The sequence below is a fragment of the Labrys miyagiensis genome, from assembly GCF_030160835.1.
GTDB lineage: Bacteria > Pseudomonadota > Alphaproteobacteria > Rhizobiales > Labraceae > Labrys > Labrys miyagiensis.
On sequence record NZ_BSPC01000026.1, the window covers coordinates 44,264 to 70,638 of the forward strand.

Here is a 26,375-nt window from a genome sequence, read left to right on the forward strand (position 1 = left end):
AAGCGCGTTTTGGCGCAAACGCCGCTTTGCTCTAACTCTTTGTTTCGACGCGTCTTTGCGATTCTTGCCGATTCCGCCAAATCGCAAAACGTTTTGGAGAAAGAGGCCTTGGGCCGTCGTGCCGAAGAGTGGATAGCGCGCCTTTGCGAAGAGAATGCGGCGCTACCGGCCCCGCCCGCCGTCGCCCAGCATTGAGCGGATGAAGATATTCACGAAATAGCCGGCCTGGGCCAGCACGCCTGCGGCGATCACCATCAGGATGCTCTGGGATGTCGAGAGATCGCCAGGCAGCAGCCAGACGGCGTAGACGATCATGCCCACCAGCCAGACGATTGCGAAAGCGAGGAAGGAGAAGAAGCGGCCCAGGAGAAGCGGCAGGACAAAAGCAGCTATGAGCGCATTCATGGCACCAATTCCCTGGCCTGGCGTCCTTCTGTCAGGAGATCCGAATAGCGCCAACAAAGCAGGGATAGGGACCTGATAAAGCGGAGTCAAATGGAGCGCGCCTCTTGCTTTCAAAACTTTGTAAAACTCTGCCGGCCTGCGGAAATTGCTACGCCAGCAGGTCTTCTCGATAACCCGGGAAGTCCTGGTCCGAACCTACCGGACAGGCATCGGTGATACCCGGGGGCACGGATCCCTGCTTCTATTTGGCGGGGCCCATTGAGGCGGGCCTCGCAAGAGAGGTTTACTCAGCGGTCCGTAATGTTTGCAAAAATGCATTTTTATTGCAACTTTGATGCTCTCGATTGCAATTGTGGAGTCGCGACATTTCGCCACATGGTGAAGCTCATTCCTTAATCAGTTCTTCGCAAGATTAATCTTATTTCATGTTGCGTTGCACAATCGTTAAGCGAAAAAGGGGTATGACGATCGTTGAAATAGCACTCCTTTTGCGCAGATTTATACCCAAAAGGCGTATATCAGAAATCCGAACGGGTGGACACGAGAGACCAACCCAGCTAGGGTTCGCTTGAAAGTTGAAATGAGGGCATCCGAGATCTCCCCTATTCCAGGGTGGGATTTTGGACGCGGGGGCGCTCATTTCACGCAACTGTACGACGCCAGAGGTAATTATGTTCCAGCAGAAATCCCTCGCGACGGCTGCCGAACTTGCTGAATTTGGATCATCACGACCATTTCGTTTTTCAGAGAATGGCCTTCGTGTCACAATGGCAGGCATAGATCTGATACTAATCTTGGCTGCTATCACCTTTACTCCGGTTATATACCTATATTTCTCTACCGGCGCGAACCCGGGAATCTCTTCGTTTCTCAAGGCTGCGGTCGAATCGGGTACTGTGGCCGTACTCTTTCTGATTGTGCGTCGCAGCTACGAGTTTCAGAACCTGATATCGCTCCGGAGCCAGTTTTCGACCTATCTACAGGCTTGGATGCTGGGCTTCCTGGTCGTCATGATTGAGGCTTTCATGACGCAGACAAGCGCGGATTACTCTCGCGGCGGGATGCTCTTTGCATTTGTGCCAGGATTGGCCTTGGCCTGCGGCGCCCGGTTCGCGATATTCGATGCCTTGCGCCAGCGTCTGCGACGCCACGAGATCGTGGTCTCCTCGGCGTTTCTCATCCTGCTGGGCGAACGGCGCGACGCCGACACCATGGTCTCCCGCATGCGCTCCCGGGGCATCATGGTATCCGGCCTCTATTCCATCCCCGCCAGCAGCCTCACCGGCTCGGAAGAGATGCGGGAGGGGGTCCTTGCCAAGGCCGTGCAGAATGCGCGGTTGGCGGTGTCCGCCTCGCGCTGCGACGTGATCTATGTCATGGCGCCCTGGCAGATGGAGAATGCGCTCACCCGCTTGCAGAGCCTGCTTCGCCGCGTGCCGGTTCCGGTCACCCTGCTGCCCGACACCTTCGGCTTTGACGCCCACAATGCCCGGCCCGTCGATCTTGCCGGCTTGTCCGGGCTCGAGATCCAGCGCGCCCCGCTGACCTGGAGCGAGCGCGCCGCCAAGCGTGCGGTCGATATCGCCATCGCCGGCATCGCCCTGCCGCTGCTGGCGCCCTTTCTCGGCATGGTGGCGCTCGGTGTCCTGGTCACCTCGGGCCGGCCGATCCTGTTCCGCCAGCATCGGCGCGGCTTTGCGGGCAGGACCTTCGAGATCCTGAAGTTCCGGACCATGCGCGTCATGGAAAACGGGGCCGTCGTCCGGCAGGCAGAGCGCCACGATCCCCGGGTGACGAAGTTCGGCGCCTTCCTGCGAAAGCACAGCCTCGACGAGCTGCCGCAGATCTGGAACGTGCTGGCGGGCGACATGTCGCTCATTGGTCCGCGTCCGCATGCCCAGGCTCACGACGACCAGTATGATCCGCTGATCGAAACCTATGCCATGCGCCACCATGTCAAGCCGGGCATCACCGGCTGGGCACAGATCAACGGCCACCGGGGCGAGACGCCGACCGTCCAGCATATGGAAGCACGTGTCGCCCACGACCTCTGGTACATCGACCATTTCTCCCTGCGGCTCGACCTCTACATCGTTGCGAAGACCGCCTTGCTGGCCTTCCACGACAGGGCCGCCTATTGACCGAACCGTCCAACAAGCACGCCCAACGGCCGACCGCAAAGCGGCCTCCGGCCCGAGATATCGGCATCACCCCGAAATGAGGCGACCCCGATGAATGCTGAACTGGACATGCGCTGGTTCGCCGCGACCACACTGCCTCGGCAGGAACTGGTCGCGGCCGAGAACCTCAAGGCCCAGTCCTTCGAATTCCTGCTGCCGCGCCTGCGTGTCACCAAGCGCCACGCCAGGCGTGTGGTCGAGGCTATCGATCCGCTGTTCCCGGGCTACATCTTCATCCGCATGGACCCGGCGGTGACAGCATGGCGGTCCATCAACGGAACGCGCGGCGTCGGCCATCTCGTGATGAGCGGGGACCGCCCCGTGCCGGCGCGCCCGGGCATCGTCGAGACCATCCTCGAATCGATCGGTCCTGACGGAACGGTCAAGTTCACCGATCCGATCCAGCCGGGCGCCAGGGTGCGTCTGCTGGCCGGTCCCTTCGCGGATGTCCTCGGCGAGGTCGTCTCGCTGGACGCCCGCGGCCGGGTCAACCTTCTGCTCAGCCTGTTCGGCATGTCCGTCTACGCCGAGGTCAAGCGCAGCAATCTCGTCGCGGCCTGAAGCTGCGGCGTTTGGACTTTCTATTTTATCCGGGTGAAACCTGTTTTCACCCGGACTGCGGTAGCTTGGGGGCAGCGTCCCCGAGTATCGCCAACAGAAGGCGGAGCACTGTCATCCGCCCGTTGGGGGGCAATGCAATCTTCGGCAGGGACAGGGAACTCGATGAGTAGGCGTACCACGTCGCCGTGCAGGCAAGCATGAGCGGCTGGGCTTTGTGAGAGGCAGTACATTGAACGCAAAAGAGTACATCGTCCGCGCTCTGGCGGTTTGTTTGGCGGCTGGTCTGGCTGGATGCTCGATGGTCTCCAAGGACGGACCCACCGGTGCGGCGGTGCGCCAGGACGCTGCGGTCACGGCATCCAATGTCCCCAAGGCCATCCCCTATGTGCTTGTCGCCCTCAACCCGGCCTCTCTCGGCGCAGCCAATCGCGGCACCTTGTCGGCCACGCCCCGCTTCACGTCGATGGCACGCGGCACCGGTCCGGACGTCAGCATCGGCGTTGGTGACATCCTGAGCGTCACCATCTTCGAGGCGGAGTCGGGCGGCCTGTTCATCCCCAAGGAGGCGGGATCGCGTTCCGGCAATTTCGTCGAGATCCCCAACCAGCAGGTGGACCGTTCCGGCGTGATCACCATCCCCTATGTCGACGGTCCCGTGCATGTGGCTGGGCGCACGACGCGGTCGATCTCCGCCGAGATTTCCAGCCGCCTCAAGTCGCGCGCCATCGAGCCGCAGGTCGTCGTCTCGGTGGTCGAGCATCGCGGCAATGACATCAGCGTTCTCGGCGAGGTCAACCAGGCCCAGCATTTCTCGATGGATCCCGGCGGCATCAAGCTGCTCGATGCCATCGCCCGGGCCGGTGGCCCGCGCAATCCGCCCTATGAGACCACGGTGACCATCCAGCGCAACGGGGTGACGCGGCGTGCTTCCATGTCCACCATCATCCGCGACCCCAGCCAGAATGTGGCCTTGCGCCCCGGCGACGTGATCTACCTCACCCGGGACCAGAAGGTGTTCATGGTGTTGGGCGCCACCCCGAGCCCCGGCTCGATCGGCGGTACCAACAACCGGCGCTTCTCCTTCGACGACGATACGATGAGCCTGTCCGAGGCCATCGCCAAGGCGGGCGGCCTCGACACCACCAGGGCCGATCCGAAGGAGGTCTTCCTCTTCCGGGTCGAGCGCCGCAGCACCCTCATGGCGGCGGGCGTCGATGTCTCCCAATACAAGGGCGATCTCGTGCCGACCGTCTACACGGTGGACCTCAGGAAGGGTGATAACTTCTTCATGGCCAACAGTTTCAACATCAGGGACAAGGACCTGATCTTCGTGTCCGAGTCGCCATCGACGGATCTGATCAAGTTCCTCAACATTCTGAGCCCCATTACCTCGAACGCCTATTCGATTTCGGAAAGCGCCGCCGTCAGTCACAACACTTACTGAGCCGGACGAGCCAAACACTGAGTGGCAGTCTCCACCACCACATCGGCTCTTGCCGATGTGGTGAGGCCATCCTCCTCGCCGGCAAAAGACTCGCATCCCAGGCATGGCGGTCCCGCCCCTTCGGCCGGCCGAAGGGGCTGAAGACCGCCACCCCAATTCCAGGAAACATTCCGATGGAAAGCCTCAACACCGTCCTGGTGGGCGGCGTCGCGACCGCGCGCTTGTCACGCGAGGACATGGCAAATCTGATGCTGCGCGATTGCCTGGCCGCCCGCTCCGGCGCCTCGACGCCGAAGCTGGTCTTCGACGTTAACGGCCATGCCCTGGCGCTGGCCTTCTGGAACCGGGATTTTCGCAGGGATCTCGCTGCCGGCGATCTCGTCCATGCCGACGGGCAAGCCATCGTTGCGGCCTCGCGCTTCCTGACCAGCGCGCCTATTCCCGAGCGCAGCGCCACCACGGACTTCTTTCACGACGCCGCCGCACTCGCCAGCCGCGCGGGGCTGCGCTTCTTCCTGCTGGGGGCGACGGAGGAGGTGAACGCGCTTTGCGAAGCACGGATGCGGGCGCTCTATCCCGACCTCCAGATCGTCGGGCGGCGGAACGGCTATTTTGCTCAGGGCGAGGAAGCCGCCATCTGCGAGGCGATCAATGCTTCGGGCGCCGATATCGTCTGGATCGGCCTCGGCAAGCCGAACGAGCAGGCCTTTTGTGTGCGCAACCGCGGCCGGCTGAAGGCCGGATGGCTCGTCACCTGCGGTGGCTGTTTCAACTATGTTGCCGGCAACTATCCGCGCGCGCCTCGATGGATGCAGAGTGCCGGGCTCGAATGGCTGCACCGCCTCCTCACCAATCCGCGCAAGCTGTTCTGGCGCTACGTGACCACCAATCCGGTGGCGATCTATCTCTTACTGACGCAGACGAGTTCGCGTCCCCGCGGGGCCGGCGCGTGAACCCCAAGGCCTCAGGCCTCATCCGTTACGGGCTCGCCGCCTCGGCGCCGGGCACGGCGGCGGCTGCGCAGTTCCTGCTGCAGCTCGCACTCCTGCGCTTCGTCGACACGGCCGCCTTCGGCCAGTTCGCCTTCGTGCTCGGCCTTGTCCAGTTCGGCTATGGCCTCTCCAACGCCCTGATCTCGACGCCCTACACGGTCAACCTCAATGGCGCCGTCCTTCAGCCCGCGCAGGCTCTGTCCTTCTTCACCGTCAACCTGCTGTTCTCGGTCGGATGGGGCGCCATCTGCGGCGGGGCGGCCGCGATCCTCGGCGCCACGCATGAGGCCTGGCTTTTCGCCCTGCTCGGCTTCCTGGCCATGATCCGCTGGTTCGGTCGCGCCCATCTCTATGCCCTGCACCGGCCGATCCAGGCGGCGGCATCCGATCTCGTCTATTCCCTTGCCCTGGTCGCCATCCTCGGCGCAGCCTGCCTGATGGGTCTGTCGCTGGCGATGGGGGCGCTCACAATCAGCCTGGCGACCATCGCCGGTCTGGCCGCGCTCGGAAGCGGCTTCCTGATGGAGCAGTTCCGCCGCGCCTGGTCCGGATCGCTGTGGCCTTATGGCGGCGTATGGCGGGAACAGTCGCGCTGGACGCTGCTCGGCGTCGTCTCCTCCGAGGCCACTGCCAACGCCCATGCCTATGCCGTCACGCTCTGCGCCGGGCCCGCCGCCTTCGCGCCGATCGCGGCCACCTCGCTCTTCGTCAAGCCGATCGCCCTTGCCCTCACCTCGCTCACCCAGTTGGAACGCCCCGCCATGGCCCGCTATCTGACGGATGGGAATCTCGCCGAGGCCCTGCGCGCCGTGCTGCGTTTCCGCGTGGCGGTGCTGTGCGTCTGGTCCGTTACGGTCGCCGCGGGCGTTGCCGTGCTGGCCTGGTACCCGCATCTGCTGTTCAAGAGTTCCTATGATCTCGGGTCGCTATCGATCGCCTTCAGCCTGTGGGCGGTGATCTCGCTGCTGCAATGCTGGTCGATGCCCTCGAGCATCCTGCTGCAGGCCGCGCAATGGTTCAGGCCGCTGGCGATCTGGGGCGTCGTCTGCGCCGCGCTGGCAATCGTGGCGGTTGTCGGCCTGGTCCTGGCGGCCGCGCCGATCTACTCGCTGCTCGGCATCGTCCTCGGCCAGGCCGCCGCGAACCTTTCGATGATGTTGCTTGAACATCGGCTGAAGCGCAGCCAGCCGGGCGCCGCCATGGGCGCCGCCTCCTTCAAGACGAGCCCCGTTCTGTGATGCGTCGCGGCCTGATCCTCATCCCGACCTTCCGCCGGCCCCAGGGCCTGGCGAAGGCGCTCGCCCGTCTCGGCGAGCTTCGCACCGAGGCCGAGATCTCAATCCTCGTGGCGGAGAACGATCCCGCTGGTGGGCAGGGCAGGGAGGTCGTTCGCCTTCTCGCACCGGGGCACCGCTTCGAGATCAGGAGCATCGATGTCGGCGAGCGCGGGGTTTCCCAGGTGCGCAATGCTCTCTTTGCCGCTGCCTTGGCCGCGCCCGATATCGAATTCGTGGCGCTGCTCGACGATGACGAATGGCCGGAGCCGCAATGGCTGGAGGAATTGCTTACCATGCAGCAGCGCAGCGGGGCCGATATCGTCGGCGGCACGCTCCTGCCGGATTTCGCGGTCGAACCGCCGGCCTGGGCCAGGACGTTCAAGCTCTATCGCCAGGAGCAGGCGGACGGTCCATCCGAGATGGTCTGGGGTACCTGCAACGTGCTGCTGACCCGCACCATCCTGGAGCGGACGGGCCCCGGTTGGTTCGATCTGCGCCTCGGCCTGACCGGTGGCGAGGACATGGAATTCTTCGCCCGCGCCAAAACGATGGGTGCCCGTTTCGCCTGGGCCGCCGCTGCTGTCATGCATGAGGACGTGCCGGCGAGCCGGTTGCAGCCTCGCTGGATCTTCCGCCGGTCCTTCCGGATCGGCAGCACCAACGCCCTGGTGCAGTTGCGCTGGCGCTACGGACGTTTCGGCCGTCCCATCGTGCTGGCCAAGGCGCTTGGAAGGCTGGGTCTCGCCGCTCTGACGGTCCTGCCAGGACTCGCCCGGGCCGGACGGCGCATGGAGGCCTTGTCGCTGGTGGCCCGTTCCCTCGGCGAAATCACCGGGCTGTTCGGCCTGCGCTACCGTGAGTATGGCGCGGTATCAGCCGCTTCGGGGCAGGGCAGGGAGAGCGATCTTTCACCGGGGCGCAGCACTCCGCTCGCCTCCAAGGCCGGCCTGTAGGGATCGATGGCATTGCGTAAAATGTTCGAGGCGGCCAAGCAGGCCCTCCGGGACATCGTGTCCGAGGCAACGGCGCTCCGGGTGGCGTTGCGCTGGCGCAGGCGTGGCGGGCAGCAGGGCAGGACGAGCGGCCTTCCTCATCCGCTCGTGCTCTCGCTCACCTCCTATCCGCCCCGGTTCCCGACCCTGGCGGCGACACTGAAGAGCCTGTTGATGCAAAGCGTCAGGCCAGATCATGTCGAGCTCTGGATCGCCGAAAAGGACATGGCGGCCCTGCCTCCGGCGGTGCTGGAGCTGCGCGCCCACGGCCTGTCGATCCGCGCCTGCAGCGACCTGCGCTCCTATAAGAAGATCATTCCAGCGCTCTCGGCCCATCCCGATGCGGTGATCGTGACGGCCGATGACGATGCCTATTACTGGCCGACCTGGCTCGAGGATCTCATCGCGGCCTATGATCCCGGCCGCCGGGAAGTGCTCTGCCATCGCGGCCATCGCATCGCCTTGCGCGGCGACGGTCTGCCGGCGCCCTACCGTACCTGGGAATTCGACACGCCCGATCGTTCGTCCTCGCTGTCGACCTTCCCGACCGGCCTCGGCGGGGTGCTCTACCGCCCCGGCATTCTTCCCGCCGAGGCGATGCGCGAGGACCTCTTCCGCCGCTATTGCCCGACGGGCGACGACATCTGGCTCTTCTGGATGGCGGCCCTCAACGGCGCCCGCTTCCGCAAGGTGGGCCCTATCAGGCGCTTTATCCTCTGGCGCGGCGGCCAGGACGTTGCCCTCTACAACCAGAATGTCGTCGGCGAGGACGGCAACGATATCCAGATCGCCGCGATGATCGAGGCCTATGGCTTTCCGCCTGCCGTGGGCAGCCAGGACGAGGCCGCCATCCCATCGCCGCGCGTCGCAGCTTACCCGGACTGACCGATGACAGCTTCTGCTTCCTTCCATCGCAACGATATCGACGGCCTGCGTGCCGTCGCCGTGGTCTCGGTGGTGCTCTACCACTGCGGTTTTGCGCGCTATTTCCCGGGCGGCTTCGTCGGCGTCGACATCTTCTTCGTGATCTCCGGCTTCCTGATCACGGGGATCGTCGCCTCCGACATCGAGCGGGGCCGCTTCAGCCTGGTCGAGTTCTACAACAGACGCGTGCGCCGCATCTTTCCGGCGCTGTTCACCGTCTATGCCTTCGTGCTGGCGGCCTCCTTCCTGATCCTGATGCCCTCGGAAGTCTCCGCCGTCATCCGCAACACCATTTCCTCGCTGCTCTTCGTCTCGAATGTGAATTTCTATGCCCAGGCTGGTTATTTCGACACCAGCAGCGATTTCAACGCGCTGCTCCACACCTGGTCCCTGTCGGTCGAGGAGCAGTTCTATGTCTTTTTCCCGCTGGCGCTCTATTTCATGCGCCATCTGTCGCGAAGGACGGTGCTGACGATCCTTGCCGTTGTAGCCGCCCTGAGCTTTGCCGCCTCCGTTTTCATGGTGCAGCAGGACGCCTCGGCCGCCTTCTATCTCGTGCAGTACCGTACCTGGGAATTGCTGGCTGGCGGGCTCCTCTCGCTCGGGGTGGTGCCGCGCCTGTCCTCGCCGAGGACTGCCAACGCGCTCGCCGTGCTCGGGCTAATCCTGGTGGCGGGCAGCATCTTCCTCCTCAACAACACCTTGCCTTTCCCGGGGCTGGGCGCCCTGCCGGTCTGCCTCGGCACCTGCCTCCTCATCCACTCCGGCTCTTCCCTGCAGACCTCCGGCTCTTCCCTGCAGACCATGGTCGGCCGGCTGCTCAGCCTGCCGCCGGTGCGTTTCGTCGGCCTGATCTCGTATTCGCTCTATCTCTGGCACTGGCCGGTCTGGGTCTTCGGCAACCAGGTCCATGAGGCGCACAACCTCACCACCCGCGTAAGCTATATCGGGCTGAGCTTTGGCCTGGCGGCGCTGTCCTGGAAATTCATCGAGGCGCCGTTCCGGGTGAGGCCCTATCGCACCGCGCCTGTCCGCACCCTCGGCTATGCCAGTCTCGGCATGGTGACGGTGCTCATCGCCTCGCTGCTCGTGCCGCCGGCCGCTTCGGCCTATTGGCGCGTTCCGCCGCAGGTCGAGGAAGTGGCGGCCTTTGCCAATTACGACGCCAACAAGAGCTACCGCACAGGCGAATGCTTCCTGACGTCGGAGTTCAACAAGTTCTCGATGTACCGCCAGGATTCCTGCCTGGCCCTGTCCGACAAGAAGCCGAACTATCTGCTGGTCGGCGACAGCCATGCCGCGCATATGTATCCGGGCATGCTCGCCGAGGGGAAGGACGTCAACATCCTCCAGGTCAGTGCCTCGGGCTGCAAGCCGATTTTCGACACCTATGGCGACAAGCGCTGCACCGATCTCGTCAAGTTCGTCTTCAACGATTTCCTGCCGCGCCACCCTGTCGACACGGTGGTGCTGTCGGCCTTGTGGGTCGACTCCGACCTGCCCGGCCTGCTGCGCGAGATCGCCGAGCTGAAGCGCTATTCCAAGCGCGTGGTCGTGCTCGGTCCCATCGTCCTCTACGATGTGGCGCTGCCCCGGGTGCTGGCGAAAAGCCTCTACGAGAAGGACGAGGCCCTTGTGGCCACCCATCGCGTTTCCGCCGTGAAGGAGACCGACCGGCTGTTCGCGCAGGCCGTGCCCAAGACCGGCGCCGACTATGTCTCGGTCTATGACGCCATCTGCCCGGCCGGTACCTGCACGCTGTGGACCGATGACAACAAGCCGATCCAGTTCGACTACGGCCATCTGACCCCGGAAGGCTCCGAGCTGATCGTTTCCCGCATCGCGCCCGCTCTGTTCAGCACCGGCCATGCCGGCACGCAGAAGACGGCCCAGAACTGACGGTCGGCCCCCGGCCCGCGCCGGGACGACCTTTCGATTGCAAGGAGTATCATGACGATCCGCCACGCCGCTTTCTCGGCGATCCGATGGACGAGCATGGCCATGCTGGGCCGGGCCGCGATTGCCTTCGCGCAGATCGTGACGCTGTCGCGCATTCTCGATCCCGCCGATTTCCGCCAGGTCGCCATCGCCGTCACCATTGTCGGCATCGGCATCGTGTTCACCGACATGGGCATCTCCAGCGCGCTCATCCGCTTTCGCGATGTCACGAAGGAAGAGCTCAACAGCCTGTTCTGGCTCAATGTCTTCATGGGCGGTGTCGTCACGCTGGTGGTGGCCGCCGGCAGCCCGCTGATCGCGATGTTCTATGGCGACATGCGCCTCGTTCCGCTTGTGCTCGTGGCTTCCACCGTGTTTTTCGTCACAGCGCTCGGGCAGCAGCAGAGGGCAATGGCCGAAAAGAACCTGCGCTTCGACGTGCTGTTCAAGATCGATATGGCATCGGCGATTGCGGGCTTTTCCATCGCCGTGATCTCGGCGCTGGCAGGCTTCGGCGCCATGTCCATCGTGGTCGGCAACCTCGTCAATGTCGCCGGCGTTACCGTCCTGTCCTGGCTGCTGCTCGCCGATGGCTGGCGCCCATCCTTCTCCTTCAGCTGGAAGGCGGCCAAGCGCTTCGTCGCCTTTGGGTCCAATGTCGTCGCCATCTCGATGTTCAACGCCGTGGCGCTCAACGGCGACATCGTGCTGGGCGGGCGCCTGATCACCGGTTCGGCGCTCGGCTACTACTTCCAGCCCCGCGATCTGTGCCTGCGCATCATGTTGGTGGTGAACCCGATCGTTACGCGCGTCAGCTTTCCCCTACTGTCCTCCGTGGCGCATGACAAGGAGAGGGTGAAGTCGGTCTATCTCAAGGCGATGAGGATGACCGCTTCGGTCAACTTCCCGATCTATGCCTTTCTCGCCGTCTTCGGCCCAGAGGTCGTGGCGATTGCGCTGGGCCCCAAATGGGCGGCGTCGGGGCCGATCATGCGCGTCCTCGCCGCCTGGGGAGCCGTCAGGTCCGTCGGCAACCCCGTTGGCAGCCTGCTTTTCGCCACCGGCGAGACCAAGCGAGCAACCTATTCGGCTCTCAGCGTCGCCATTGCCGTTTTCGTTTTCGTCTATCTCGGCGCGCCTTTCGGTATCCTCGGCATCCCGACGGCGCTCACCATCCTTTATGTGATCCTAATTCCGGTGTTCTGGATTGCGCTCGTCCGGCCATCCTGCGGCGCGAGCTTTGCCGAATATCATACCGTTCTGCTGCTGCCGGCGATCGCCACCCTGTGTGCGGCACTGGTGGGCGCCTTGGTTCTCCAACTCGTCGACGGCGCATTGCCGCGCCTGGTGATCGGTGGCGCGGCTGGCACGCTCGTCTATCTGGCGAGCAGCTGGCTGATCAATCGCGAGTGGCTGCTGTCGATGGCGGAACTGCTCATGATCAAGCGCCTGCTGCGCGGTAGGCCGCAACCCACCTGACACCGCTTCCCGGTCTCCGAAGCCAATCGCGTGCAGTCGACAGAAAGGCCCCTGAGCATGAAAAATCATGCCTATTTGATCTTGGCGCATGAAGACCCGAGGCACCTCCGGCGCCTCATCGGCGCCCTGGACGGGGAGTGGGCCCGCTTTTATGTCCATATCGATGCGAAATCGGATATCGTCGCGTTCGCGGATCTTGCGTCACACCCGCGCGTTGCCTTCGTGCAGGACCGGGTCGCGGTGTATTGGGGCGGCTGGAGCCAGGTCCAGGCGACGCTGAATACGCTTGAGAGCGCTGCAACGTCGGACGTCGCATTCAGCTATTACACGCTGCTGAGCGGCAGCCATTTTCCCTTGCGCAGTGCGCGCGACATCCATGACGGCCTCGAGCAGGGGCAGGCGCAGCACATCAACCTCGTCAAAGTGCCTCACCCTGGCCTGAACAAGAGGATGGACCGCTTCACCTGCTATTTCTTCGAGGGGTGGCACCGTCCCAAGACGCTCTACCGCAAGGCTTTCGGCCCTCTCATGCGCCTGATCGGCCGCCTGCCGGTACGCAATCCCGGCAAGCATTTGAACGGCGTCGAGCTTTATGCCGGGAGCCAATGGTGGAGCCTTTCGGCCGATGCGATCGAACACATTCGCAAGACCGTGAAAGCCAATCCGGGGCTGGCGAACTTCTTTCGGCATGTCCGGATACCGGATGAAAGCTTCTTTCAAACCATTCTCGGCAATTCGCCCTTCCTCGACCGCTGCAAGCGCGGCAATGTCTACACTGACTGGTCCGATCCCAACGATGCTCCGTGCTTCATTCGGGACCGCCACCTGCCGCAACTCCTGCATCCCTCCTTCGGTCTAATCGACGACTACGGTGCCGGACCGGCCGTCTATGCCCGCAAATTCGGCTCTAGAAACGCCGATGTCGTCGAGGAGATCAGCCGTTTCATCAAACACGGCCAGGAAACAGCGCGCCTGGAAAAGGCGGGATAGGCAGCTTTCATGGACCGGAATTCATCATCTCAGGCCGCGTACCCGGGAGGGTTCAAGTGAAGCCCGTCGTTCAATCGCAGCGGTTCCATATCCTCGATGTGATGCGTGGCCTTGCCGCCATCGTCGTGGCGGAGCGCCATACCAACCTGCTTTTTGGCGGCCCTACGCTTGCGGGCGGCTATCTGGCTGTCGATTTTTTCTTTGTCCTCAGCGGTTTCGTCATCGCCAGCGCCTATGAGGAGCGTCTCGACAAGGGCATGACGACTTTTCGCTTCATGCAGATCAGGGCGATCCGCCTTTATCCTCTCTACATCGCCGCGCTTTGCATCGGTGCGCTCGCTTTCGTCCTGAGCAGCAGGATGACGGACACGTTCAATTCCAATGCCTTCCTCATAACCATCCTGGCGGGACTGTTCTTCATTCCCCTGCCGTTCCGCATTACCGAAGCGGACCCGCAGATGTTTCCGTTCAACTTTCCGTCCTGGACACTGCTCTTCGAGCTCTTTGCCAATGTGTGTCATGCGATGGTGCTCAAATCCATGCGGATCAGGCATCTGTTGGTGGTGATCGGCGTTTCTTTTCTGCTGCTGGTCGCGGCGGCCCTGTATTTCGGCTCGCTCGACCTTGGCTACAAGCGGACGACCTTCGTAACGGGGTTCCCGCGGGTGCTGTTTTCCTACACCGTCGGTATCGTGATCTACAGGACCGGTCTGTGGCGGCGCATGCCGCTCAACCTGCCCGTGATCCTGGCGCCCTTGCTGCTGGTGCTCGTTCTCGCCATCCCCGCCGATGGGGCGGCGAGGATGGCGGTGGATCTCATCTGCGTGCTGGTCGTCTTCCCGTGCCTGGTCGTCTTCAGCACCAATCTGACGGGCGGGAATAACTGGAATGCGGCTCTGCTGCGCTTCGGATCGGCATCCTACGCGATCTATGTGCTGCACCTTCCGCTCTTCAAGCTCTACTCGGCCTTTCCATCCCTGGCCGGAGCGGAGACGATCCGGGCGATGGTTCCCTATATCGGCCTGGCCTTCCTGGCGGCTCTCATCGCGATCGCGATTGCGCTGGACGTTTATTTCGACGCCCCCGTTCGAAAAGCCTTGTCGCGCCTGTTGAGGCGCAAGCCGTTCTCGCCGGCACCGGTCTCACCTTAAGCAAAATGCTTTCAGGTAGGAGCGGTCTCCAGTTTAACGCCTTGGAATCAAAAGAATTTTGCGGTTCTTGGCGATTCAATCTGAAGGTAAGGCACCCTAGCCTCGAAGGCACGGGCCTTCTTGTCGCCCGGACCTAGAGCAAAGCGCGTCCACACGAGACCGCGCATTGCTCTAACTCCTTGTTTTGACGCGTCTTTGCGATTCTTGCAGTTTCAGTCAAATCGCAAAACGCTATGGAAAAACTGATGCGAACACTACGAAATCCCGCGAAGCAGCAACCGTCCTCACCGGTGACGGCAGACCGTTCGCTTTTCTACAGGTTCTTTTCGGCGCTGCTTTTCCTCACACTCTACATGATCGTGGTGAAGATCAACTACGAAGCGGGCGCGCCCAATGACGACGCGCTCTTCGATGCCAAGCGGCTGCTGGTCAGCGATCAGGGCGACAATATCACGCAGATCATCCATCTCACGATCTTCGTCAGCGTGTTTTTAGGGGTCCTGCTCTCGGATTGGCGGGCCATGTTCCTGTCGATCTCCATTCCCTACCTGCTGGCCTGCGCCTGGTGCATTCTCAGCTTCCTATGGGCGATCGACCCCGGCGCCTCGGTGAGGCGCTCGATCTTCACCTGCATCCTGTTGTTCTCGACAGCCAATATCGTGCGGTTGATCGGCACCAGGCGAACCATCGAGGTCCTCTACGTCTTTCTCGGGCTGGCGATGGTCGTCTCGCTGATCGCGGTCTGCCTCAGCTTCATTCCGCTGTTTTCCTTCGCGGTGCATCCGGGCAACGAGGCTGATCCCTCCGTCGTCGGCGCCTGGCGCGGCGTGTTCTGGCACAAGAACACGGCCGGGCCGATCGCCACCGTCGCCCTGATGGTCTTCATGCATGTGGGCCTGGACAAGGGCAGGCGGCTCGATTGGTTCCTCTTCTTCTGCTCGGCCATCTTCCTGATCGGGACCAAGTCGAAATCGGCGATCGCCCTGGCGGTGTTGGTGCTGCTCATCGGCTATGGCTATCGCAGCCTCGCTTCGAAGAGCGGGGGCGGCAAGGCCTTCGGCTGGCTTACCCTCTATGTCCTGGCCAATCTCGTCATCCTGGCTCTCTGCGAACACGACACCATCCATGCCTTCCTGACCGATCCGGCCAACGTCTCCGGCCGGGTAGCGATCTGGCTGTCGATGTGGACCTATATCAAATCGCATCTCTGGCTGGGGTCCGGCTTCGGCTCCTTCTACGGTATCGGCTACAACTCGCCGATCTTCACGGTGGCGACCGAGAAATTCGTGCTCGGGGTCATCCAGTCGCACAATGGCTATATCGAGGTGCTGGCCTCGACCGGCCTGATCGGTTTCGCCCTTGCCATTTTCGCACTGGTGATCTGGCCGGCCTGCCGCTTCTTCATGGTCCGCCCACGCGATGCCAGGCTCTATGCCCTCTGCTTCAGCATCTGGTTTTACGGGCTGCTCGCCAACTTCACCGAGTCGCAGTTCTTCTCGCTCGACAAACAGATCTGGCTGCTCGTCGTCATCGCGATCAGCATGGTCCACAACAAGGCGACCATGCGCGCCGAGCCCGGCGCTGCGCCCATCCCCGCACCGCCGCCAGCTGAATTGACCCTCGTACCAGCCCTCGCGCCCCCCAGCCGAGGCCGGTTCCCGCGGCGAACCCGGCAACTCGCCGGCCTGCGGGGCTCGATCCCAAGCCAGGGACCGCTCTCATAGGCGCGAGCGAAGCGGTACGAGACGCAAAGGAACACTACGCATGAATTTTCCCGGCAAGACGATTTCCCCGTCCGTCGTCGCGTCGCCGGCCAGGGATCGCGTCGCGCAGCTCGATGGCCTGCGCGGGCTGCTGGCCCTGCAGGTCGTCTATCTCCACTTCGCCATGGGGATCGATACCGTCCGGGCTTTCTCGGAGCAGCACGTCCCCATCGCGCTCAACAGCTGGCTCGCCGTCGATATCTTCTTCGCCATGAGCGGCTATGTGATGTGCTACGTCTATGCCGGCCAGTTCCGGAACGGTGTCGGCTGGCGCGACTACCGGCACTTCATCCTCGCCCGCTTCGCCAGGATCTATCCCGTCAATCTCCTGTCGCTGCTGCTGCTCCTGGTCCTGCTGCTGCCGGCGATCTGGCATACCGACCGCTTTCTGAGCTATGACGGACGCTATTCCTGGCAGGCCGCGATCGCTTCGTTCTTCCTGCTGCAGGGGCCGGCCATCGATCATCGCACCTGGAATTTCCCGTCCTGGTCGGTCAGCGTCGAATGGGTGCTTTATTTCCTCTTTCCCTTCTGCCTGCCGCTCTTCCGGCGCCAATATCTCGCTCTCGCGGCGCTGCCGGTCTTGGGGCTGCTGGCCTTTCTTCTCTATTCGACAGTGGGGCCCGTCACCAACGGACCGCTGTCTCTCGTTCACGGTCTCCTGCTCTTTCTGTCCGGTATCGCGGTCTACGAGCTCTCGAAGCTTGAATGGTTCTCCTCGGCCATCCTGCTGGTGGCGACGCTGGCAGGCATGATCGTCCTCGCCATCCATCCCACGCTGGAGATGGCGGCGGTGTTTCTCGTGCCGCTGCTGGTGCTGACGATCATCCAGAACCGCTATGCGCGGGCCGTTCTCTCGACCGCCATCTTCCGCTGGCTCGGCTCGCTGTCCTACAGCCTCTATATGCTGCACGCGCTGGTCGCGATCGTGCTGCTCAGCCGCGTCCAGGCCGTCTTCGTGCACCTGCTCGGGGAGGGCGTGCCGGCCGGCTTTGCCACCATGGCCGTCAGCGTCGCCCTGTCTTTGCTCCTGGCCGCCGTCTCGCTCCGCTTCGTGGAGAAGCCGCTGCGCAGCTGGATCCGCACTGTCTCCGATCGGGCGCCGCGGCGGCCATTGGCAGAGCAGGCGCTCCAGGGCCAATCGCGTCTTCCCTGATTTCGCCCTCTCTTCACCTCGACCCGCGCCGACAATCGCGGAAAGGAATAGACTCTTGAGCGCATCTGTCTCACGACGCGAATTCATGGCCGGTACCCTCGCGGCGGCGGCCCTGGCGACCTTCGAGCCGGCTCGTGCCGACGAGCCCTCGCTGCGCCAGCTCGCGGCCCAGAAGGGCCTTCTCTATGGTTGCGCCGCCTCCAGCAATTTCCTGGCGGCGGATGCGCCCTTTGCGGCGCTGGTGGCCGAGCAGGCCGGGATCCTGGTGCCCGAGCGCGAGCTCAAGCAATATGTCGTGCAGAAGAAGGAGGGCGCCTGGGACTTCAGTGGCGCGGAGGCGCTGGCAGCCTTCGCGGCGAAGAACGGCCAGAAGTTCCGCGGCCATACGCTGGTCTGGGCCAGCGCTCTGCCGCCCTGGCTCGAGCAGAAACTGGGCAACAATCCGAGCGAAAACCTGCTCACCGACATGATCGCGCGCGAGTGCGGCCGGTTCCGTGGGCGAGTGCATTCCTGGGATGTCGTCAACGAGGCAGTCGTACCCGGCTTCCTCCATCCCGATGGGCTGCAGACCAGTTCGCCCTGGTATCAAGCCTTTGGCGAAGGCTATATCGCCACAGCCTTTCACGCCGCCCGCGAGGCCGATCCGCACGCACTCCTGTTCTACAACGACTATTCGGTCGAGATGCGCGAATCCTGGCAGGGCGGGCGGCGCACGGCCATCCTCAATTTGCTCGAAAAGCTCAAGAAGCAGGGCGTTCCGATCGATGGCTTCGGCGTTCAGGGCCATCTCAAGCCCTTCCTGGAGCATTTCGACGAGGAAATCTTCGCGGCCTTCCTGCGCGACATCGCGGGGCTCGGCCTCAAGATCATGATCACCGAGCTTGATGCCACCGATCACCCCGGGCCGGCCGATCCGGCTCAGCGCGATGCCGCCATCGCCAGCCTGACGCGGCGCTTCCTCGATGTGTCGCTCGACAACCCCGCCACCATCGGCGTGCTGACCTGGGGGCTCTCCGATCGCTATTCCTGGCTGTCGATGGATCCCAGCCGCAAATGGCCTGATGGACAATTGTCGCGCGGCCTGCCCTATGACGGCGACCTCAAGCCCAAACCGATGCGCGAAGCGATCGCCGCGGCCTTCAAGGCCCGCAAGGCAGTGGGCCAGTGAGCCCACGCCGCGATCCCCTGGATTGCACCCAACCCCGTGACCATGCCCGACACGGCAAAGGCTGATGAAATGACTTCGATGAGCCCAAACCCGATACCGACCTTCTCGGTAGTGATCCCAGCCTATAATCGCGCCCACATCATCGGCCCGGCGCTGCGGTCGGTGCTGTCGCAGACCTTTGCGGACTTCGAGGTCATCGTCGTCGACGACGGCTCGAAGGACGATCTCGAAAGCGTCGTATCGGCCTTCGCCGACGATCGCATCCGCTATGTCCGGCAGGAAAACGGTGGAGGCGGCAGCGCGCGCAACTGCGGCATCGACGAGGCACGCGGGGACTACATCGCCTTCCTGGATTCGGACGACGTGTTCCTGCCCGACCATCTGGCGGCCATGCACCGCCTCCTCGCCGGCCGCGTCAATGTCGTCGCCTATGCGCAGGTGATCGTCGACCGTCAGAATGGCAAGACCTTCCTGAAGCCGCCGCGGGCCATCGGCGAGAACGAGGACATGGCGGAATATCTGTGCTGCTCGCGCGGCTTCCTGCAGACCAGCACGCTGGTGGTTCCCGCCGAGATCGCCAAGCGCGTGCGCTACCGTGACCGCATGCCCTTCGGCCAGGATACCGACTTCGCCATCCGCCTCGCACGCGATGGCTGCCGCTTTGTGATGGCCGCGCAGCCCGGTGCGATCTGGAACGATGCCTTCGATCCGCGCCGCGTCTCGGCCGCCCGCAAGGGTGCACAATTGCTGCCCTGGATCGAGGAAATGAAGCCGATCATCTCGATCAAGGCCTATCACGGCTATCGGGGCTGGCACATCGCAAAGGGGGTGGCCAAGACCAGCAAGATCAGGGCGCTGAAGCTCTATCTCACCGCACTTACGCATTTTTGTTACACGCCGCCGCTTGCCGGCGTCGTTTTCGTCCAGATTTTCGTGCCGGACGGCCTCTATCGGCGGTTCTCCGATGTCGTCGTCCAACTCATAGGTAGCCGCAAGAAGCAGCAAGCTTGATCCGGAGGGGGACACAGGTTTGAACGCTCATATAATGAGACTAAATCGTTGGGCTGGGGACACGAGCTGTCGTCCCCAGCCGTATCCTCCCAAGCCTTGCTTGGGAGCGGACTGGCGATCGGAGCGCCAGAGGGCGAGGCGAAGGGAATCCAGGAGTCGGTTCGTAAGCCCTTCAGTTTTGAGGTTGGCGCTCGTGAACGCGGCGCCTGCCCTCACGCGGCATTTGCATCTCGCCGGATCGGGCGGTGCCCCATGAGGCCGTTCTTTTCGGTTGTCATACCGGTCTACAACCGGGCCCGCGTCATTCGTGACGCAGTGGATTCGGTGCTGAAGCAATCCTTTCAGGATTTCGAGATCATCGTGGTCGACGATGGCTCCACCGATAATTCCTGCGCCCGCATCGCAACCGTGGCGGATTCCCGGATGCGCCTGGTGGTGCAGAAGAACGCTGGAGCGAGTGCAGCCCGCAATCGCGGTATCGATCTGGCGCGTGGCCATTTCGTCGCCTTCCTCGATTCGGACGATACCTTCCTGCCGCACCATCTCGAGGCGATGGCCGAACTCGTGCGGGGAACGCAGGGCCTGATCGCCTATGCGCCCGTCAGGGCTTATCGCGGGCCGCAAGGCTACCTGATCAAGCCGCACCGGGCCATCCGCGAGGGCGAGACCATGGCGAGCTATTTGATGTGCGAACGCGGTTTCGTGCAGACGAGCGGCCTGGTGGTGCCGACGGAGGCTGCCCGAAAGGTGCGCTATCGCGAGGACGTGCGCTATGGCGACGACACCGACTTCGCCATCCGGCTCGAACTCGCCGGCTATAGTTTCGAGATGGCGGATCGGCCGGGGGTCGTCTGGTATGACGGCCCCGATCCCGGCAGGCTGTCGAACACCAGGATGGAGGGCGGTGACCTGAAATGGCTGTACGACCTCAGGCCGTTGATCTCGCGCCAGGCCTATCTCGGCTATCGCGGCTGGCACGTCGCCAAGAGCCTGTTCAAGGCACGGCCCTTCACCGCCCTCGGCCTCTATCTCGCCGCGGTCACCAGCGGCGCCTACGGACCACGCCTCGCCATGGTGGTGCTGGCGCAGATCGTCGTGCCCGGCCGGATCTACCGGGACGGGGCCGATGTGGTGGTCGCCATCCGAAGCTGGCGGCGCTCGACCGTCGGAACGGAGAAATCGGCATGACCGACATCAGCAGGCGCACCCTTCTTGCCGCCGGCCTCGGCCTGACATCCGCCAACTGGCTGGGGCCGGCTGTTGCTGCAACCGGCTCCCTCGCCAGCGATGCCGCGGCCAAGGGGTTCCTCTATGGCTGCGCCGTCGGCAGCGACCGCATCGCCGCCGATCCCTCCTTCGCCAGCCTCGTCGCGGCCGAGGCCGGCATCATCGTGCCGGAATGGGAGCTGAAGCGCGAATTCGTCCAGCGGGTCGAGGGGCAGTTCGATTTCGGCGGAGGCGATGCCCTCTATGCCTTCGCGATGAAGCACGGCCTGAAGATGAGGGGGCATACGCTCGTCTGGTATTACGGCACGCCACCCTGGCTCGAGGCGAGGCTGCAGGAGACGCGTTCGGAGAGCCTGCTCACGCAGATGATCACCCGCTCCTGCCAGCATTTTCGCGGGCGGCTGCATTCCTGGGACGTTCTCAACGAGGTGGTCGAACCACCGGAAGGCCATCCGGATGGGCTGCGCGTCAAGTCGCCCTGGTACCAGGCCTTCGGCGAGGACTATATGGCGATCTCCCTCCATGCCGCGCGGGAGGCCGATCCGAACGCCTTGTTGTTCTACGGCGATTACGATGTGGAGATGGACGCCTCCTGGCAGGAGCAGCGGCGGACCGCGGTTCTCAAGGTCATCGAGCGCCTGAAGAAGCAGAACGCCCCCATCGATGCCTTCGGTGTGCAGGGCCATCTCAAGCCCTACAAGGCCCGCTTCAACGAAGACATCTATGCCCGTTTCCTGCGCGATGTCGCCGACTTCGGCCTGAAGATCATGGTCACGGAATTCGATGTCGCCGACCGGGGCGGCCCCGCCGATATCGCCGAGCGCGATGCCGATGTGGCCGCCATCACCCGCAGCTTCATGGATGTCTCCCTCGCGAGCCCCGCCATGCTGGGCGTGCTGACCTGGGGCCTGTCGGACCGCTATTCCTGGCTCTCCAACTACCCCGACTACAAATGGCCTGATGGCCAGCTCTCGCGCGGCCTGCCCTTCGACGGCGACCTGAAGCCCAAGCCCATGCGGCAGGCCATGGCCCAGGCTTTCGCGGCCAAGGGGTGAAGGGAGTGGCGGTCTCCGACCGCCATCTTGAACCGTTACGTGCGTCGGATAGGGCGATGGCGGTCGGAGACCGCCACTCCAATCCCGCTTATCACCGCCCCAGGAGGCCGAGCATTTAGAATGACGGATCTGGCAGAACATCGCGGCTACCTTCCCGCCGGTGCAACCGGCACCAAGGCCGTAGCGCCGGCTGCCACCGCGGCGGGACACCGTCTCGACATCGACGGCATGCGCGCCTTGGCGATCGTGCCGGTGCTGTTCTTCCATCTCGGCAGCGAGGTGCTGAAGGGCGGCTATATCGGCGTCGACGTGTTCTTCGTCATCTCCGGATTTCTGATCACCGGCATCCTGCAATCCGAGATTGAGGCCGGAACCTTCTCCCTGCTGAACTTCTACGACCGACGCATCCGGCGCATCTTTCCCGCACTGCTCGCCGTGCTCCTGGCCTCTAGCATCCTGGCGGTGGCGCTGCTTCTGCCGCCCGACATCCTCGACTTCTCAAGGAGCGGGCTGGCGGCGGCGCTGTTCTCGTCGAATTTCTACTTCATGTCCGCCACGGACTATTTCAACGTCGCGGCTGACAGCAATCCGCTGCTCCACACCTGGTCGCTCGCCGTGGAGGAGCAATATTACATTGTCTTCCCGCTGCTGCTCTGGGTGCTCGGTGGAGCCGGCCGGCGCTGGACAATGCCTGTTGTCGCCCTTCTGGCGCTTGGCTCCTTCGTCCTCTCGGTGATCTTCGTGCGCTCCCACCAGGTCGCGGCCTTCTACATGGCGCCGACCCGGGCCTGGGAGCTTCTCGTCGGGGCCCTTCTCGCGCTCGGCGCCGTGCCGAAGATCGAATGGGCCTGGCTGCGCGAAGCGCTGGCGGCCCTCGGCCTCGCCCTGATCGTCGCAGGCTGCCTGCTCTTCTACAAGAACATGCCGTTCCCCGGCGAACGCGCGCTCGTGCCTTGCATCGGCGCCGCGCTGCTGATCCACGCCGGAACCTCGGGACCGACGCTGGTCGGGCGCCTCCTGTCGCTGCGCCCGCTCGTCTTCATTGGGCTGATCTCCTATTCGCTCTATCTCTGGCACTGGCCCATCATCATCTTCTTCCGCATCTGGTCGGCACGGCCGGTCGGGCTGGGCGAAGGAGCGTTGCTTCTGGTGCTCAGCTTTGCGGCGGCTGCTCTGTCCTGGCGCTATATCGAGCAGCCCTTCCAGCGCAGGGCAGTGGCGGCATCGCCCGTCGTGCTGCGCTTCTCGGCGGTGGGCGGCGTTGCCGGTCTGGTTGCCGTCTGGCTGGGGCTCCTCGCATCCGGCGGGCTTGCGGGCGCCTTTCCGGCCGGTGTCGTCAAGCTCGCGAGCTACGTTCACTACGAGGATGAGGCCGTCTATCGCCGCGGCACCTGCTTCCTCGATTCACATGCCAACGCGCTCGCCGATTTCGATGCCGGCACCTGCCTTGCCCGCCAACCCGGCAAGCCCGCCATGCTGCTGATCGGCGACAGCCATGCCGCGCATCTGTGGCGCGGGCTGGCCGACGAACTGCCTGGGACCTCCATCCTCCAGATGACGGCCTCGGGCTGCAAGCCGGTGCTGGGCGGGCGGGGCCATCCGACATGCCTGGCGTTGATGCAGCGCGGGCTCGAGGAGGAGGCGGCGAAAGGCGGGCTCGACGCGGTCGTCCTCTCCGCCCGTTGGGAGGCCGAGGATGTCCCGCTACTGGTCGCGACGGTCGATCGCCTCGCGACCCGCGTCCCGCGCATCTATGTCTCCGGCCCGATCGTGGAATATCGCGATGCCCTGCCACGCGTACTCGCCCACGCCGCTCTCGCCAACACGCCCGGTTTGCTGGTGAGCCAGCGCAGCGACGAACCCCGCGCGGTGGATGCGATGGTGAAAGCGGCTCTCGCGGGGCATCGCAATGTGGTCTATCTCTCGCCTTACCAGACCCTGTGCCCGCAGCTTTCGCAGGCCTGCCGCACTGCGGTCGGCGATGAAGTTCCCGTGCAATGGGACTATGGCCATCTCACCGCCGAGGGAGCCGATTTCCTGGTGAAGAGCTGGCGGGACGAAGGGCTCCTAACGGCAAGGTAAAGAAAAAGGGCGGGACAGCCGAAACCGTCCCGCCCTCGAATGTCCGATCCCGACCTCACGCCGCCGATTGGCGCTGCGGCTTCTCGGAGTGGATTTCTTCGTCGGGCCGCCCAACGCAGGAATAGGCGAAGCCGTGGCGGGCGACTTCCTCGCGGCGGTAGATGTTCCTGAGGTCCACCAGCACCGGTGCCGCCATGATGCCGCGCAGGCGCTCGAAGTCGAGGGCCCGGAACATGTTCCACTCGGTGACGATGACGAGAGCCTCGGCCGCCTCGGCGCACTCATAGGGGCTCTGGGTGAAGGCGACATCGTCGAGAACCGAGGCGGCGTGCTTCATGCCTTCGGGATCGTAGATCCTCACGCGGGCGCCATTGTCCTGGAGCGCCTGGACGATGGAAAGGGCAGGGGCCTCGCGGATGTCGTCGGTGTTCGGCTTGAAGGCGATGCCGAGCACCGCGATGGTCTTGCCGCGGATATCGCCGCCGCAGGCCGCGACGACCTTGCGGGCCATCGCGCGCTTACGCTGGTCGTTGATCGCCACGGTGGTCTCGATCAGGCGGACCGGGGTGCCGGCATCCTGGGCCGTCTTGGCGAGGGCCAGCGTATCCTTCGGGAAGCAGGAGCCGCCATAGCCCGGGCCGGCATTGAGGAATTTCGGTCCGATGCGCTTGTCAAAGCCGATGCCGCGGGCGACGTCCTGGACATTGGCGCCGACCTGCTCGCAGAGATCGGCGATCTCGTTGATGAAGGCGACCTTCATGGCGAGGAAGCCGTTGGCGGCATATTTGATCAGCTCCGAAGCCCGGCGCGAGGTGAAGACGAGCGGCGCCTGGTTGAGGCTGAGAGGACGATAGACCTGAGACATCACCTCGCGGGCCCGTTCGTCCTCCGTGCCGATGACGATGCGGTCCGGGCGGCGGAAGTCATCGATGGCGGCGCCTTCGCGCAGGAATTCGGGGTTGGAGACCACGGCAAAGTCGGCCTCCGGATTGGTCTCGCGGATGATCCTCTCGACCTCATCGCCAGTCCCGACCGGAACGGTGGACTTGGTGACGACAACCGTGAAGCCCTCGATGGCCCCCGCGATCTCGCGGGAGGCGGCGTAGACGTAAGAGAGGTCCGCATGACCATCGCCGCGGCGCGAGGGCGTGCCGACCGCGACGAACACCACTTCGGATCTGGCGACGGCGGTCGCGATATCCGAAGAGAAGGTCAGCCGACCCGAGGCGACATTCTCCTCGACCAGCGTGTCGAGGCCGGGTTCATAGATCGGGATCTCGCCGGCCCGCAGCCGGGCGATCTTCAACTCGTCCTTGTCGACACAGACGACGTCATGCCCGAAATCCGCGAACGACGCGCCGGAAACGAGACCGACATAACCAGACCCAACCATGCAAATCCGCATTGCTTACTCCTGTGCCTAAAGATCGACCTTCGAGAGGGCCTTTGCACCGATGCTGCCAGGCATAGAAACAGCCACAGCGCTTGCAGCCAAGCTGCCCTTCAGTGCAGGACAGTAAGCCGACTGCGTCCCAAGGTCTACAAAGATTTTGCAATGCAACATAAAAATATCAAATTTAAATTTTCACAAAATTTGAATTGACGCGTACATATAAGTCGTAATTACTTAAGTAATTAGTAAAGTAAATGAGATATTTTTAATTTAAGGCGGAGCTATGTCTTGAATTATTGATAAGATTGTATTTTATTTTCTTCGTTTAGTTTTCATTTTATCTTGCAATGCAGCATTTTGTCTGAGATGATTGTGTCGTTGCGCAAGGGATTGTGACCGAGCGCTGGGGGGGACCGTCGGGGGGCTCGAAGGCCACCTGGAATGCCACATACCAGCCAAGGGAACATTGCCGCTCGTGAGGATATCACCCGCACCTTTCGCCGCCCTGAAACCCCTTCGACGGCGGCTCGCCTGCGGCAAGGCAGGCCAGTTGGTCCTCGCCCTCGTGATCTCGGCTTCCGTCCTGACGTCGGCGCGTCCGGCCTGGGCTATCTGCGAGCCGCAAGAGGGCCAGCGCCTCACGCTCGATGCGGCCCATCGCTTCATGCAGAATCCGACGTTCCTGCTTCGCCAGCAGATGAGCAGCTACAGCCTGAGCGTCTTCATCATGCAGTACGCGGCCACGCACTCGCGCGATCTCGATGTGCTCAAGCTGATCCTGCCGCGGGCTGACAAGAAACAGCAAGCGGCCATCGGGCTCGGGCTCGCGCGGGCGGTGACGGTCTGCCGCACCGCGGATGGTTCGATTGCCGAGCGGGTTGACAAATGGGCCTCGAGGCTCCCCATGCATGATCTCCTGGATGCCTACCGGCAGACACTGATGCTGGACGATCCCCCCGATGCCACCGGGCCGACCGATCTCGCCTCGCCCGCTGTCGAGAACCGCGTCGGCGACGGCCTGACCCTGTTCCATCCGCCCAGCGCCGATGGGGTGGGAAGCTTCGACATTCCCGATCCCACGCGATTGCCGGGCGACGACTGACCAGCCCGGCGGCCGCAATGGCCCAAATTTGCAGACAGAACACCTCTTTCAAAGAGCAACCGGAAAAGAAAGCAACATGCTCACG

Annotated in this window: 21 protein-coding genes; 19 read left to right on the plus strand and 2 right to left on the minus strand. The window is 63.4% G+C overall.

From position 1 onward, the window contains the following. Positions 1-162: 162 nt before the first annotated feature. Positions 163-405, minus strand: coding sequence for a hypothetical protein (locus tag QQL24_RS14770; protein ID WP_284312983.1), 243 nt, complete (start codon positions 403-405; stop codon positions 163-165). Between the two features lie 767 nt (positions 406-1,172). On the opposite strand from QQL24_RS14770, the gene QQL24_RS14775 reads away from it, so the two are divergent. The 18 genes from QQL24_RS14775 (at position 1,173) to QQL24_RS14860 (ending at position 23,795) form a co-directional block, all read left to right on the plus strand. Beyond that, positions 1,173-2,546, plus strand: coding sequence for an exopolysaccharide biosynthesis polyprenyl glycosylphosphotransferase (locus QQL24_RS14775; RefSeq protein WP_284312985.1), 1,374 nt, complete (start codon positions 1,173-1,175; stop codon positions 2,544-2,546). 90 nt (positions 2,547-2,636) lie between these two features. Then, positions 2,637-3,146 carry a transcription termination/antitermination protein NusG gene (nusG, locus tag QQL24_RS14780; RefSeq protein WP_284312987.1) on the plus strand — a complete coding sequence of 170 codons (510 nt, stop codon included), beginning with the start codon at positions 2,637-2,639 and terminating at the stop codon, positions 3,144-3,146. Between the two features lie 298 nt (positions 3,147-3,444). After that, positions 3,445-4,590 (plus strand): polysaccharide biosynthesis/export family protein, encoded by a 1,146-nt coding sequence (locus QQL24_RS14785; RefSeq protein ID WP_284312989.1) that lies wholly within the window; start codon positions 3,445-3,447, stop codon positions 4,588-4,590. A 173-nt stretch (positions 4,591-4,763) separates the two neighbouring features. Next, positions 4,764-5,543 carry a WecB/TagA/CpsF family glycosyltransferase gene (locus QQL24_RS14790; protein ID WP_284312991.1) on the plus strand — a complete coding sequence of 260 codons (780 nt, stop codon included), beginning with the start codon at positions 4,764-4,766 and terminating at the stop codon, positions 5,541-5,543. Next, positions 5,540-6,820, plus strand: coding sequence for a polysaccharide biosynthesis protein (locus QQL24_RS14795; protein ID WP_284312993.1), 1,281 nt, complete (start codon positions 5,540-5,542; stop codon positions 6,818-6,820). The genes QQL24_RS14790 and QQL24_RS14795 overlap by 4 nt, the downstream gene beginning before the upstream one ends. After that, a complete protein-coding gene (locus QQL24_RS14800) occupies positions 6,820-7,812 on the plus strand; it encodes a glycosyltransferase family 2 protein (protein ID WP_284313192.1) in 993 nt (330 codons plus the stop codon). Before QQL24_RS14795 ends, QQL24_RS14800 begins: the two co-directional genes overlap by 1 nt. A 6-nt stretch (positions 7,813-7,818) precedes the next feature. Beyond that, entirely contained in the window at positions 7,819-8,736 is a 918-nt protein-coding gene (locus tag QQL24_RS14805; RefSeq protein ID WP_284312995.1) for a hypothetical protein, read from the plus strand. Between the two features lie 3 nt (positions 8,737-8,739). Continuing rightward, a complete protein-coding gene (locus QQL24_RS14810) occupies positions 8,740-10,674 on the plus strand; it encodes an acyltransferase family protein (protein ID WP_284312996.1) in 1,935 nt (644 codons plus the stop codon). Between the two features lie 51 nt (positions 10,675-10,725). Next, positions 10,726-12,192 (plus strand): MOP flippase family protein, encoded by a 1,467-nt coding sequence (locus QQL24_RS14815; RefSeq protein WP_284312997.1) that lies wholly within the window; start codon positions 10,726-10,728, stop codon positions 12,190-12,192. A 57-nt stretch (positions 12,193-12,249) separates the two neighbouring features. Continuing rightward, positions 12,250-13,182, plus strand: coding sequence for a beta-1,6-N-acetylglucosaminyltransferase (locus tag QQL24_RS14820; RefSeq protein WP_284312998.1), 933 nt, complete (start codon positions 12,250-12,252; stop codon positions 13,180-13,182). Positions 13,183-13,238: 56 nt separating this feature from the next. Further along, a complete protein-coding gene (locus QQL24_RS14825) occupies positions 13,239-14,333 on the plus strand; it encodes an acyltransferase family protein (RefSeq protein ID WP_284313000.1) in 1,095 nt (364 codons plus the stop codon). Between the two features lie 245 nt (positions 14,334-14,578). Next, entirely contained in the window at positions 14,579-16,057 is a 1,479-nt protein-coding gene (locus QQL24_RS14830) for an O-antigen ligase family protein (protein ID WP_284313001.1), read from the plus strand. 40 nt (positions 16,058-16,097) lie between these two features. Further along, entirely contained in the window at positions 16,098-17,252 is a 1,155-nt protein-coding gene (locus QQL24_RS14835) for an acyltransferase family protein (protein WP_284313002.1), read from the plus strand. A 55-nt stretch (positions 17,253-17,307) separates the two neighbouring features. After that, entirely contained in the window at positions 17,308-18,420 is a 1,113-nt protein-coding gene (locus QQL24_RS14840; protein WP_284313003.1) for an endo-1,4-beta-xylanase, read from the plus strand. Between the two features lie 78 nt (positions 18,421-18,498). Then, a complete protein-coding gene (locus QQL24_RS14845) occupies positions 18,499-19,431 on the plus strand; it encodes a glycosyltransferase family 2 protein (RefSeq protein ID WP_284313005.1) in 933 nt (310 codons plus the stop codon). A 252-nt stretch (positions 19,432-19,683) separates the two neighbouring features. Continuing rightward, a complete protein-coding gene (locus tag QQL24_RS14850; protein ID WP_284313006.1) occupies positions 19,684-20,619 on the plus strand; it encodes a glycosyltransferase family 2 protein in 936 nt (311 codons plus the stop codon). Beyond that, positions 20,616-21,713 carry an endo-1,4-beta-xylanase gene (locus QQL24_RS14855; RefSeq protein ID WP_284313007.1) on the plus strand — a complete coding sequence of 366 codons (1,098 nt, stop codon included), beginning with the start codon at positions 20,616-20,618 and terminating at the stop codon, positions 21,711-21,713. Before QQL24_RS14850 ends, QQL24_RS14855 begins: the two co-directional genes overlap by 4 nt. Before the next feature lie 120 nt (positions 21,714-21,833). Beyond that, complete coding sequence (locus tag QQL24_RS14860) at positions 21,834-23,795, plus strand: acyltransferase family protein (protein WP_284313008.1); 1,962 nt, start codon at positions 21,834-21,836, stop codon at positions 23,793-23,795. A 55-nt stretch (positions 23,796-23,850) separates the two neighbouring features. On the opposite strand, the gene QQL24_RS14865 is transcribed toward QQL24_RS14860, so the two are convergent. Next, positions 23,851-25,200, minus strand: coding sequence for a UDP-glucose dehydrogenase family protein (locus QQL24_RS14865; RefSeq protein WP_284313009.1), 1,350 nt, complete (start codon positions 25,198-25,200; stop codon positions 23,851-23,853). A 463-nt stretch (positions 25,201-25,663) separates the two neighbouring features. On the opposite strand from QQL24_RS14865, the gene QQL24_RS14870 reads away from it, so the two are divergent. Beyond that, positions 25,664-26,290, plus strand: coding sequence for a hypothetical protein (locus QQL24_RS14870; protein WP_284313010.1), 627 nt, complete (start codon positions 25,664-25,666; stop codon positions 26,288-26,290). Positions 26,291-26,375 lie beyond the last annotated feature (85 nt).